This window comes from Bacteroides sp. OM08-11 (assembly GCF_003438665.1).
Taxonomy (GTDB): domain Bacteria; phylum Bacteroidota; class Bacteroidia; order Bacteroidales; family Bacteroidaceae; genus Bacteroides; species Bacteroides cutis.
Genome location: NZ_QSTJ01000010.1, coordinates 1 through 12,732, shown reverse-complemented (window position 1 = coordinate 12,732; position 12,732 = coordinate 1). Strand labels below are relative to the sequence as shown.

Annotated in this window: 13 protein-coding genes; 3 read left to right on the top strand and 10 right to left on the bottom strand. The window is 43.9% G+C overall.

The window, feature by feature from the left end:
• Nucleotides 1–48: 48 nt before the first annotated feature.
• The 8 genes from DXC10_RS15175 to DXC10_RS15140 form a co-directional block, all read right to left on the bottom strand.
• The gene (locus DXC10_RS15175) at nucleotides 49–1,134 is read right to left on the bottom strand and encodes a 3-methyl-2-oxobutanoate dehydrogenase subunit VorB (protein WP_101545403.1); all 1,086 of its coding nucleotides are present in this window, start codon (nucleotides 1,132–1,134) and stop codon (nucleotides 49–51) included.
• Nucleotides 1,135–1,145: 11 nt separating this feature from the next.
• Complete coding sequence (locus tag DXC10_RS15170; protein ID WP_004289820.1) at nucleotides 1,146–1,373, bottom strand: ferredoxin family protein; 228 nt, start codon at nucleotides 1,371–1,373, stop codon at nucleotides 1,146–1,148.
• An 18-nt stretch (nucleotides 1,374–1,391) separates the two neighbouring features.
• Nucleotides 1,392–1,667 (bottom strand): tetratricopeptide repeat protein, encoded by a 276-nt coding sequence (locus tag DXC10_RS15165; RefSeq protein ID WP_101545406.1) that lies wholly within the window; start codon nucleotides 1,665–1,667, stop codon nucleotides 1,392–1,394.
• Nucleotides 1,668–1,828: 161 nt separating this feature from the next.
• Nucleotides 1,829–2,263: a ribose 5-phosphate isomerase B gene (gene rpiB, locus DXC10_RS15160; protein ID WP_101545408.1), complete on the bottom strand. Its 435-nt coding sequence runs from the start codon at nucleotides 2,261–2,263 to the stop codon at nucleotides 1,829–1,831.
• Nucleotides 2,264–4,273 (bottom strand): transketolase, encoded by a 2,010-nt coding sequence (locus tag DXC10_RS15155; RefSeq protein ID WP_117738330.1) that lies wholly within the window; start codon nucleotides 4,271–4,273, stop codon nucleotides 2,264–2,266.
• A 167-nt stretch (nucleotides 4,274–4,440) separates the two neighbouring features.
• Nucleotides 4,441–5,595, bottom strand: a complete 1,155-nt coding sequence (gene galK / locus DXC10_RS15150) for a galactokinase (RefSeq protein ID WP_117738328.1) — start codon at nucleotides 5,593–5,595, stop codon at nucleotides 4,441–4,443.
• Nucleotides 5,596–5,632: 37 nt separating this feature from the next.
• Nucleotides 5,633–6,913, bottom strand: a complete 1,281-nt coding sequence (locus DXC10_RS15145) for an MFS transporter (protein ID WP_101545416.1) — start codon at nucleotides 6,911–6,913, stop codon at nucleotides 5,633–5,635.
• 40 nt (nucleotides 6,914–6,953) lie between these two features.
• Nucleotides 6,954–8,051, bottom strand: a complete 1,098-nt coding sequence (locus DXC10_RS15140) for an aldose epimerase family protein (protein ID WP_117738326.1) — start codon at nucleotides 8,049–8,051, stop codon at nucleotides 6,954–6,956.
• 200 nt (nucleotides 8,052–8,251) lie between these two features.
• On the opposite strand from DXC10_RS15140, the gene DXC10_RS15135 reads away from it, so the two are divergent.
• On the top strand, nucleotides 8,252–9,226 hold the full coding sequence (locus tag DXC10_RS15135) for a type I phosphomannose isomerase catalytic subunit (protein WP_101545421.1): 975 nt from the start codon (nucleotides 8,252–8,254) through the stop codon (nucleotides 9,224–9,226).
• A gap of 183 nt (nucleotides 9,227–9,409) precedes the next feature.
• Here the strand turns inward: DXC10_RS15135 and DXC10_RS15130 are convergent, their stop codons facing one another.
• Both DXC10_RS15130 and DXC10_RS15125 read right to left on the bottom strand, forming a co-directional pair.
• Complete coding sequence (locus DXC10_RS15130; RefSeq protein WP_117738324.1) at nucleotides 9,410–10,102, bottom strand: DUF4373 domain-containing protein; 693 nt, start codon at nucleotides 10,100–10,102, stop codon at nucleotides 9,410–9,412.
• A 29-nt stretch (nucleotides 10,103–10,131) separates the two neighbouring features.
• Nucleotides 10,132–10,476, bottom strand: coding sequence for an SH3 beta-barrel fold-containing protein (locus DXC10_RS15125; protein ID WP_101545426.1), 345 nt, complete (start codon nucleotides 10,474–10,476; stop codon nucleotides 10,132–10,134).
• A 1,182-nt stretch (nucleotides 10,477–11,658) separates the two neighbouring features.
• Here DXC10_RS15125 and DXC10_RS15115 point away from each other — a divergent pair.
• Complete coding sequence (locus DXC10_RS15115; RefSeq protein ID WP_101545558.1) at nucleotides 11,659–12,195, top strand: UpxY family transcription antiterminator; 537 nt, start codon at nucleotides 11,659–11,661, stop codon at nucleotides 12,193–12,195.
• A gap of 70 nt (nucleotides 12,196–12,265) precedes the next feature.
• The coding region (locus tag DXC10_RS15110; protein WP_117738354.1) for a UpxZ family transcription anti-terminator antagonist at nucleotides 12,266–12,732 on the top strand (467 nt) is incomplete at its 3' end.

The following is a 12,732-nucleotide window of genomic DNA, read 5'->3' as shown; positions in this document are numbered from 1 at the left end:
TTAAAAATTAAAAATTAGAAAATGGAGATAGCTGAGATTTTTTAATTCTCAACTCTCAATTTTTAATTTAGCAAGTGCCACAACAATTTCATCCGGATCGGGCACGATACCACCGAGACGTCCGAAGTGTTCCACCTTCACTTTACCATTTACTGCAAGACGGACGTCTTCAATCATCTGTCCGGCATTCAGTTCGGTAACCAATATACCTTTTACCTTGTCGGCGTATGCGGCGATGGCTTTTGTAGGGAATGGCCACAAGGTGATGGGGCGGAGCATACCTACTTTGATACCTTCTTCGCGAGCCAGTTCCATTGCTTTCTGTCCGATACGTGCCATAGAACCAAAGGCTACAATCAGGTATTCGGCATCTTCACAATGAATTTCTTCAAAACGTACTTCGTTCTCTTCGATTTCTTTGTACTTGGCTTGGAAACGGATATTGTTCTTTTCCATTTCCTCCGGTTTCAGTTCCAGAGAAGTGATGATATTGGGTTTGCGCCCATTAGTTCTACCGGTAGTAGCCCATGGACATTGTTCAATAACCTCAGCATCCGTGCGGCGTGGCTTTTGTGCAGGAAGAACTACTTTTTCCATCATTTGTCCAATCACACCGTCGGCAAGGATGATGGCCGGATTACGATACTTGAAAGCCAGTTCAAAACCAAGACCTACGAAATCTGCCATTTCCTGTACAGAAGCTGGAGCAAGGGCGATAAGGCGATAATCACCGTGACCGCCACCTTTTACGGTCTGAAAATAATCAGCCTGACTAGGCTGAATAGTTCCGAGTCCGGGACCGCCACGCATCACATTTACAATCAAACAAGGCAGTTCGGCACCGGCAATATAAGAGATACCTTCCTGTTTTAAACTTACACCGGGGCTTGATGAGGAGGTCATCACCATCTTTCCGCTTCCGGCACCACCGTATACCATATTAATAGCCGCCACTTCACTTTCTGCCTGGAGCACTACCATACCGGTTGTTTCCCATGGTTTCAGTTCGGCAAGAGTTTCCAATACTTCTGATTGGGGGGTAATAGGATAACCAAAATATCCATCGGCACCGCAACGAATGGCTGCGTGGGCGATGGCTTCGTTTCCTTTCATTAATACAACTTCTTCTGCCATATTCTTCTTATTTATTCTACTTTTACTTTATAAACCGAGATACATCCGTCCGGACATACTGTGGCACACGAGCTACATCCGTTGCAAGTATCTTCCAATATCTGATGGGCATAATTATATCCCTTCACGTTCACCTCTTTGGTGAGGGCTATTACATTGAGCGGACAAGCCACGACACACAGGTTGCAGCCTTTGCAACGCTCGGTGTCCACTACGATTGCTCCTTTGATTTTTGCCATAATTTACGTTTTTTTATTTTATTGATTGTACATATCCTTATTGAAGAAATTCAGAATATCCATTACCATGTTGTAGGCTTGTCGGGCAGGACTGTCAGGATTAAGGTCGATAGCATATTGGTAGTTGTTCAGCGCCTGCTGCCAATTACCCTGTTTGCGGTAAGCATTTCCACGGAGATAATAGGCTTCGTCCTTTCCGGGAAAATCGGATTGTAATATTTTGTCAAGCTGAGGGATAGCTTGCTCTACATTTCCTTGATTGATAAGCTCTTTTATGGTATTCAGTTGCTCCATATCATTCTGAGTTCCGGATTATTGAACTACAAAGATAGTTTTTATTTAAAGACATTAGTCATCTTATCTGCTAAAAATAAGAAAATAGGGGGAATAAAGAAGGGCTTGCAAATGCTGAAAGCACATGTCAAGCCCTTTTTTATATCATACGATACCTCTTTTTACTTTACCGGTATTTTGTCAATTCTCCGTTGATGGCGTCCACCCTCAAACGGGGTGGAGAAGAATTTAGTCATAATTCCATCAGCTTCCTGGTTGGTGATGAAACGTCCTGGCATCACAAGTATGTTAGCGTCATTGTGTTGACGGGCCAGACCGGCTATTTCGGTATTCCAGCATAATGCGGCACGAATGCCCTGATGCTTGTTCAGTGTCATACTGATACCGTTTCCACTTCCACAGATAGCAATACCCGGATAACATTCACCAGATTCTACTGCTTGTGCAAGGGGGTGTGCAAAATCCGGATAATCCACACTTTCGGGAGAATAAGTACCAAAGTCCTTATATTCCAAACCTTTAGCTTCAAGCCATTCTTTTACATATTGTTTCAGAGCATATCCTGCATGGTCACAACAGATTCCGATTGTTTTCATTTATAACATTGCTTTTACTTGTTTATATACATTTTCTGCTGTAAAACCTAATTTCTCGTCCAGTACCTTGTAAGGGGCTGAGAAACCGAATGATTCCAATCCCCAAACTTTACCGTTTACGCCTACAAGACCTTCTAATGTTACAGGCAGACCGGCAGTCAAACCGAATACCTTGGCACCGACAGGAATAATGGTTTCCTGATAACCCGGAGCCTGGCTGCGGAATAAACCTTCGGACGGAGCAGATACGATACGTACTTTTATGCCGTCTTTACGTAACAATTCAGTACCTGCAACTAATGTCGCTACCTCAGAACCTGATGCAACCAGAACAACATCCGGATTTTCATCCGAACCGGCTACGATATAAGCGCCTTTTACTGCTTGTCCATAATCGTTACCGGCCGGCAGGTTGGCAATGTTCTGACGGGAGAAAATCAATGCGGTAGGAGTGGCCATATTTTCCATGGCGAGTTTCCAGGCTATAGTAGTCTCTTCTGCATCTGCCGGGCGAAGTACCAGCATGGAATTACGCCCTTTGTGATTCTTCATCTTTTCCATCAGGCGGATTTGAGCTTCCTGTTCTACCGGTTCATGGGTAGGACCGTCTTCGCCTACACGGAATGCATCGTGTGTCCAGATGAATTTAATGGGTACTTCCATCAAAGCTGCCATGCGTATGGCGGGTTTCATATAGTCGGAGAATACGAAGAATGTTCCGCAAGCGGGGATGATCCCCCCGTGGAGTGACATACCGATACAGCAACAAGCCATCGTCAGCTCGGAAACACCGGCTTGGAAGAAAGCACCGCTGAAATCACCTTTTTTGAAAGCGTGAGTCTTTTTCAGGAAACCGTCTGTCTTGTCCGAATTGGAAAGGTCGGCAGAAGCCACTACCATGTTTCCTACTTGCTCGGCAAGAGCACCGAGTACGGTAGCAGATGCGGCACGTGTAGCTACATTGGCTTTTTGTTCAATGGAAGCCCAGTCCACTTCAGGAACTTTACCCGAGAAGAACAGCTCCAGTTTAGCAGCTAATTCGGGATTGGCTTTCGTCCATGCCGCTTTTACAGCATATTTTTCTGTCATGATCTTTTTCAGCTCTACGGCACGCTTGGCATATAATTCTGCTACTTCGGGGAAGATAACGAAAGGGTTTGTAGGGTCTCCACCCAAATTCTTGATAGTGTTGACATAAGCATCACCACCCAAAGGAGCACCATGAGTGGCGCAACTGGCTTCGTAACTGCTTCCATCCGCTTTACGGGCACCTTTACCCATTATGGTGTGGCCGATTATCAAAGTCGGACGTTCGTTTTCTGCTTTAGCTGCGTTAAGAGCACCGCGAATGGCATCCGGATCATTACCGTCAATTGTAATGACTTTCCAACCCCAGGCTTCGTATTTTTTTGCAGTATCTTCGATCGTTACATCTCTTGTTTCAGTAGAAAGCTGGATGTCATTGGCATCATAGAACATGATGAGGTTATCCAGTCCCAACGCACCGGCAATACGGCCGGCACCTTGTGAAATTTCTTCCTGAATACCGCCGTCGGATATATATGCATAAATTGTCTGGTTCATTACCTCATCGAAACGTGCTTTCATGAACTTGGCGGCAATGGCAGCTCCTACGGCATAAGTATGTCCCTGTCCCAGCGGACCGGAGGTGTTTTCGATGCCACGCATAATATCACGTTCGGGATGTCCCGGCGTAGGACTTCCCCATTGACGGAATTCCTTCAATTCATCCAGCGTGAACTTGCCGGTCAGTGCCAATGTAGAATAAAGCATCGGTGACATGTGTCCCGGATCAAGGAAGAAGCGGTCACGGCCTTCCCATGCCGGATTTTCGGGATCGTATACTAGAAACTCCGAATAGAGTACATTTACAAAGTCAGCACCACCCATGGCACCGCCGGGGTGTCCGGAATTGGCCTTCTCAACCATTGAAGCAGCAAGAATACGGATATTGTCCGCTGCACGGTTCATAAGTTTGTTGTCGTTCATATCTTTAATCGTTTAATATATTCTCATTGGAACTTTCACATGGCAAAGATAATTCTTTATACGTAAATTTCCTCATGAATAAAGTGTCTTTTTAGTAACATACAGAAAAAGCACTTTTCTACAAACGAGAAAAGTGCTTCCATTGTTTATGAAAAAAGAATGAAGTTTTATTCTAATCTGCGTGCACCGTCACCAATGATTACATCATAAACTTTCGGGCTTCTACCGAATTTCTTCTTGAATTCATCTTTTGCTCTTTCAATAAATGTACTGTAAAGCTCATCTTTTACCAGATTGATGGTACAACCGCCAAAACCGCCACCCATTACGCGTGAACCGGTCACGCCACAGTCAAAGGCAAGGTCGTTGAGGAAGTCGAGTTCTTCGCAGCTTACTTCATACAACTTACTCATACCGTGGTGGGTTTCGTACATCTTTTGGCCTACAGTTTCGTAATCATCTTTCTCCAAAGCATCACAAACATCGAGCACACGCTGGATTTCTTCGATTACATATTCTGCACGCATATAATCTTCTGCGCTGATATCGGCTTTAGCTTCCTCCAGCATTTCCATGGTACAGTCACGTAAGAATTCTACATGGGGATGTTTTTTCTGTATGGCAGCAACCGCAGCTTCGCAACTTTGGCGACGTTTGTTATAGGCAGAAGAAGCCAATTCATGTTTTACAACGGAGTCTACCAATACCAGACGGTATCCCTTCGGGTTGAACGGAAAGTATTGATATTCCAGTGAACGGCAATCCAGACGGATCAGGCTGCCTTGCTTTCCGAATACGGATGCAAATTGATCCATGATACCGCAGTTCACGCCACAGTAATTATGCTCGGTAGCTTGTCCTACTTTCGCCAATTCGAATTTGTCGATTTTGTTTTCACCGAACAGGTCATTTATAGCGTATGCGTATGTACTTTCCAATGCGGCGGAAGAAGACATACCGGCTCCCAAAGGTACATCACCTGCAAAAGCGGTATTGAAACCTTTCACTTCTACACCACGCTTAATCATTTCACGGCATACACCGAAAATATATCTTGCCCAGCTGGCACGCGGGGCGTCTTCTTCATTCAAACCAAACTCCACATAATCTTTCAAATCGATGGAATAAGCTTTTACTGTGTTTGTGCCATTAGGTTTAATTTCTGCAATCATGCCCTTGTCGATTGCTCCGGGAAATACAAAACCACCGTTATAGTCAGTGTGTTCACCGATAAGGTTGATGCGACCCGGAGAAGCATATACAGCTCCCGTTGTTCCGTCAAAATGTTTGATGAAACGGCTTCTTACGTATTCTATATCCATGATACTAATATATTAAGGTGAATAATTATATTCTTGATTATTTCTTTGAACTGTCAATTCTTGAACCTACCAAAGCGTAGAACAGGATATAACCGGCACAGAAGAGAACTACCCAATAGCTGGTCATATAATCGGTAAGGTCAGCCAACCAACCTTGGATAGCTACCATGACAGCGCAACCGAATACCATTGTCATGAAAATACCACTGGCAATAGCCGTGTATTTACCAAGGCCTTCAACTGCCATATTGAAAATACCACCCCACATCACACTGGTGCAGAGCCCAACCAGCAAGAAAGCGAATATTCCTACAGGAACTTCCGCCCAAATAAGTTCTAATTGAGCCCAGTCGATACCCGGAACATTTACTGTGATATCTGTAGGCGCAAACATACCGAATGCCACAAGTATAAGGCTGGCACTGGCAACTACCGTAATCATTTTTCTACTTGAAATCTTACCGGCAATGGTACCACCAACCAAACGGCCTACGAGCATCATCAACCAATAAACGGCAACAATAAGACCTACAATGCTGGCATCCATACCCAAACCGGGAGTAGCTGCGTCAGGCGCTGAAGAAAGATATTGGAGGATATAAGTCGGTGTTCCTACTTCAACACCCATATACAGGAAGATAGCGATAATACCGAGAACGAAGTGGCGATATTTCATGGCACCTTTGATAAGCGTGGTGTCAACCGGAGCTTGTTCGGGTTCTTCAATCTTGGTGAAGAAGATTACGATGAAACCGATGATGAAGATTGCAAGCGCAATCATCAATGCAGGTGTAGCATCGGCAATGTGTGCTTTAGCGGCATCACCAATCAAGGCACCCATAATGATATATACGGCTACGGCAGCAGTACTGTTGAACACGCCACCGATCTGGATGAGCTGGTTTCCTTTGTTTCCACCGCCACCGAGGAGGTTCAGCATAGGATTGACTACACAATTGAGGATACACATTGTGAAACCACTGATGAAGGCACCGATCAGATAAACCAAAAAAGCGCTTTCTTTACCCACGTGTCCACTCAACCATTGCACGAGAATACCGATAATTCCCACGAACAGACCGATAAGTGCAGTTTTCTTATAACCGAACTTGGCGATGAGCATACCGGCAGGAATACCCATAACAAGATATGCGATAAAGTTTCCATAGTTACCAATTTGTGCAAGTACGTTACTGGCTCCGAAATCATTCTTTACAATCACTGCCATTGGTGAACAAAGGTTAGTAACGAATGCAATCATAGCGAAGAGTGCAATCATGATAATGATAGCTCCCCATTGTTTTTTTTGTTGACTCATGTTTTTGTAGATATTAAATTATTAATTTTCTGTGTTTTATTTATTCCTCCACACCAAACTTATAGATGGTTATCTGTTGATATTCATCGCCCGGAAGCAATACTGCCGAGGGGAAGTGAGCTTTATTCGGGGTGTCAGGGAAACATTGGGCTTCAAAACATACTGCGCTTCTTCCAGGGAATGTGGCACCGTGTGCACCGGTAAAACCACCTAACCAGTTGCCTGTGTAAAGTTGTACACCGTTCTCTGTGGTGTAAACTTCCATTGTTCGGCCACTGATGGGGTCAGTACAAGTCGCGGCAAGGCTCAGTTCGCCACTTTCCGTTTTATTCAGTACATAGCAATGATCATATCCGGTTCCGTTCACCAATTGCTGGAATTTGTCATCGATACGTTCACCGATTGTATGCGGAGTACGGAAATCCATCGGCGTACCTTCCACTTTCAAAATTTCTCCGGTGGGGATAGATACCTCGTCAATGGGTACATAAAAATCAGCATTGATGGTAACGATATTATTCAGAACGGTAGGAGAGGGGTTTGCAATACCTGCAAGATTGAAAAAACCGTGATTGGTCAGGTTGACAACAGTAGCTTTGTCGGTAGTGGCCCGGTATTCTATAACCAGAGCGTTGGTCTCGTTTTCCAGACGATACGTCATTTCCACTTCCAGATTGCCGGGGAAACCTTCTTCGCCATCGGCAGAGGTATAGTTGAAAATGACGGTTGACTCATCGGGTTGCGTGGCATCCCAAACACGTGCATGAAAGCCGGTAGGACCGCCATGCAATGAATTGGGGCCGTTATTGATTGTCAACTGATGTTCTTCGCCGTATAAAGTAAATTTTCCTTTAGCAATGCGGTTGCCGTAGCGTCCGATAGTAGTATTCAGGAAAGGTTCGGGACTGTTGATTACGTTGTCTATACTGTCATGTCCCAGAATTACGTTGGCATATTTCCCATTTTTGTCAGGTACCATTATCGAAAGAATTGCACAACCGTAGTTGGTAACTGCCACTTCCATTCCCTGGGCATTTTTAAGGATAAACAAATCTGTTTTTTTGTTATTTATATCCTTTTGAAAGTCTTTTTTGTCCAATCCGGACAAATTGCTTTCTGTTGGAGTAGTGTTTATCATAACATGGTATTATTTAAATTTCTTGCAAATAAAAAGAAATTCTTTTGTTCCCCCAAGTAAATGAGAGGAAATGTGAAGAACATTTTAGGAAAGTTTAGCGTTTAACAAATGGAAGACAAATTGATATTTTTTGTATGTTTGTCGCGTTAATCTAAAAAAGTATTGTATCAATTTCGAATTGTACTAATTAAAAACAACGAATGTATCCTCTAAAATTTGAGCCCATTTTGAAGCAGACGCTTTGGGGGGGCGACAAGATTATTCCATTCAAACACTTGAATGAAAGCTTGCCGAATGTAGGTGAGAGTTGGGAAGTTTCAGCAGTAGAAGATAGTGAATCTGTCGTAGCCAATGGTTCGGACAAAGGATTGACTTTGCCTGAAATGGTTCGTAAATACAGGGAAGAATTGGTGGGTGAAGCCAATTATGCACGTTTTGGCAACAAGTTTCCTCTGTTGATAAAATTTATTGATGCTAAATTGGATTTATCTATTCAGGTACATCCGGGTGATGAGTTGGCAAAGAAACGTCATAACAGTTTCGGTAAAAATGAAATGTGGTATGTGATTGCTGCGGACAAAGGTGCCAAATTAATTTCCGGTTTTGCCGAACAGATTACTCCGAAAGAGTATAAAGAGAGAGTTTATAATGGAACTTTTGCAGAAGTTCTCCAGACTTGTGCCATCCAGCCGGGGGATGTATTTTATGTTCCGGCAGGTCGTGTGCATGGGATAGGTGCCGGTGCATTTGTAGCGGAAATTCAACAAACTTCGGATATCACTTATCGTATTTTTGATTATAATCGTAAGGATAAAGACGGTAAGTCCCGTGAACTGCATACCAGCCAGGCTATCGAAGCCATTAATTTTACCGATGTACAGGATGATTTCCGTACTGCATACGAGCATATAGAGAATGAACCTGTTGAAATGGTAGCAAGCCCTTATTTCACAACGTCTATATATGATATGACGGAAGAAATTACTTGCGACTATTCTGAGTTGGATTCCTTCGTCATTTTTATCTGTGTGGAAGGTGCATGCCGTTTGACGGATGACAATCGGAATGAAGTCACCCTGCGTGCCGGTGAAACAGTTCTGTTGCCTGCTGCCACTCAAGAAGTGACAATTGTTCCGGAAGGCGGCAGTGTGAAGCTTTTAGAAACTTATGTATAAGTTTATTTCCTTGTTTTGATGAAGTTAACTTACTTAGCTTTATGAAGTTAACTAAGCAGACTGCAATAAGTTAACATCCTTCTATCAATGAAGTTAACATCGTGAATGGAACGATGTTAACTTCATTTTTCTATGAATAGGAAACGTCCCTCTCACCGCCGGAAATTTATTTTCGCAACACTCTTATCCTGCGGCTCTTTTCTTTCTTTCCTTCACTAATGCTGCAATCAGGTATTTTCCTTTTGCCGCCACTTCGCTCCACCTTGTGCCGTGTATCACCTGCCAAACGTATCCTCGCAACCTGCCGTAATCTGACAGCCTGAGTATCGCGTTTGCCTCTTCCGGGTTGGTGATACGCATTTGCTGCAGAGTGAACATCAGCCCGTCATAGTTGTGAGTCTGCTTGTTGTAGGCGTACTCCGGAGGCGTCAAAAAAGAATTCTCGCCGGGACTCCTTCCCTCTATTTCTGCTTTAGTTTCCTTTAGTTTAGTTTCCTTTACTTTACTTTGTTCTGAATTGTCTGCATTTTCGGTGAAAATGTCGACAGGCTGCATGCAATTTTCTTCATTTAGCATACGGTTCGCACTGCTTTGCCCTTGTCTTTCGATGTTTTGTTCCTGTCTTTCGGTACTTTGTTCAGAATTTCCCGTAATCTGAGCTGCGTTTCCTTCTCCTGCCTTGTGTGCAAAAAGCGTGCACTGCTCCTTGTCCCACATCAGGTAATACCCCTTCTCCTTATGCAGCTTGCAGAGCAGCTTCATTACTGCCCCCACGCCTGCCAGCCCGTATTTCGCCTCCACCAGTTCTATTGGTGTGTCCTCAAAGAAACTCACGTTCAACGGGAAATACATAATCCCCCCATAATTCATCGCCATACTTTCACTCCTTTCATTCTTTCATTTTCTCAGCAAATCGGTCTCCACTCCAAGAAATTCTCCAATTGGAAGTTCCTCCATTTCTGCAAGTCCACATCCCAATACACAATGGTTCCCGTCACTCTCATGATGTCATACTCCTTTTGGAACATGGTCTGGTATGGCAGCAGCGTCGCCTTTACGAACTTGAACGTCCCGTCCTGCTTGTGGTACGCAATAAGCGCATACCCATACTGCATGTGGTCCAACAAGCTTTCAATGCGCCCTGTCATCCATTCGGCGCATTCTTCCGAATGCCCCTTTTCCAACATGATACGGATTTTCCACAGATTTCTTAATGCTTCGTGAAGTGAAGCCGCCTTTTTCTTTTTCATGATTTCTCTGATTAAATAATTAATAAACAGTATTTAAATTCCGTTCAGCATGTGTTGTGGTCACTGCATAAAAAAAAGATGCCGGCTCATTTTGAAAAAGCGGCATCTTTTTATGGGTGTGACTCAATCCTTGCTAAAGCGCAGCAAAGATACGGGTCGTTCATGACAGGTTGTCCACCGATATTACCCGGCGGGTTTATTACTGGTTAATGTTACTTATTTTTATTGTTTTTGGATGGTTTTCTCTTGGATTCTTCTAAAAGGAGTTCCTTCTTGATTTCAGTGATATCCTCCTTTATGGTGTTGTAGGACATCGGTTTATCGTTTGCTGTTTGGAAAATCTCAAACTTTGTGAGATATCTGCAAAGCGTTGCCGTTCCATACTTCGGGTCCACTCCCATACCCCCTTTAAGGAAAGTGATGAGGAACGCTTTTTCTATCGCCCCCCGTTCCCCTGTAACGTACTGAATATCCCCTCCCGGCTTCGGTCCTCTTTTAGCCTTAAAGTTTTGTTTAACAGTTTGATTACTCTTGTTGTTGTTCGCTCCAGCGGTTTTTTTTACCCGCTGTTTTTTTCTTTAATTGTTTCATATTAATTTTCTATTTTGTGCCGGTATTTACCGGTGGACAAAACATCATGAATCACGAAGTTACAGCTATTGCGAGAGATATGCAACGAATGGACGGTGCTTTATTGAAAAACGCCTGTAATGAATTGTATGTCAGGTGAGTATAAGCGAAAAACGAGGGTGTTTTTTTAATGTTCATTTAATGTCCGCAAAGATACGGGGTATTTCCGAACTGTGCAAAATGTTTAATAAAAATATTTTTATCGCTATTTGTTTTAGACTAAAACAAGTTGATATACAGAAATATACGCACTCGAAAATGTTATTCGTCTTTTCTATTCCTTTATCTAAATTTTCGTCTTTTTTTGTTGAAATATCCTGACGTTTTTAAAATGAACGTTTAAAAAACAGTTTTGTACTATAAACAGTTCGTTTATAGTGATTTACCGACAGGTAATGCACAAGTACATAAAAACAGTCGGCAAGAGGGGCTCAATACTTGCCGTATTTTACATAAAGTGCCCGCAAGTGATTGGAATTCAAGCTTATGTGAGAATTTCAAAGCCCCGGGAGAACACCCTTTTCTGAACTGGACATGGAACCGACCATCAAAATAGAAACGGAAAAAGAGACCGAGACTTGGTTCGCCATGCGTGCCACGTACCGCCGAGAGCCTGATGCCATGCGTCTTTTAGAAAAAGAGAAATTAGGTTGTTTCGTCCCCATGCAGTACAAGATATGTATTAAGAAGGGTAAGAAAATCCGTGTACTAGTGCCCGTCATCCACAATCTTCTTTTTGTGCATGCTCGCCCTTCCGATTTGAAGCGTGTCAAGTCCCAGGTAGCATACCTGCAATATATCACCGACACCCGCAGCGGCCAGAAAATCATCGTCCCCGACGTGCAGATGCAGCGTTTCATAGCCGTTGCCGGTACTTACAACGACCATCTCCTGTACTTCCAGCCCGAAGAACTGAACCTTTCGAAAGGAACTAAAGTACGTATCACCGGCGGTGACTTTGCAGGCCAGGAAGGTATCTTCCTGAAGGTGAAGGGCGCGCGTGACCGTCGCGTGGTCATCGAAATCCAAGGTGTCATAGCCGTTGCCCTGGCCACTGTCCATCCCGACCTGATAGAAGTCGTGTCATGACATGCATTCTACTGCGGATCAGGTCATCCAACAAGCCGGAATTAATAAATAAACATCAATCATAAACAATATGTCTCTTTCTGAAGAAACACTTACGCTTCAGCGTGCCGCGCACGACCTGATGTATTTGGGTATGGACGGCAGTCCCGTCTACAGCGATGACCTTTCCCGTCGTAACGGTGAGGTTTATCGCCTGACCACCTCTTTGTACAATTCCGTATTCCAAGGTTCCACTGTCGAGGAACAGGCTAATGTCTGTCTCGCCCTTCTGATGGGCTACAACGCTTCCTTCATCGACCATGGTGAAAAGCAGGGACATGTCCAGGAAGTTCTGAACCGTTGTTGGGACCTTCTTGAGGCTCTTCCCGCCTCACTGTTGAAACTCCGTCTTCTCACCGCCTGTTATGGTGAGGTCTATGATGAACCCTTGGCCGATGAAGCCCGTAAAATCATTGCCGGTTGGGATGGGAAATCACTCACTCCCGAACAGCAGGAGGCCATCGAGGAGTTTGAGAATGTGGTGGATAATCCTTATCC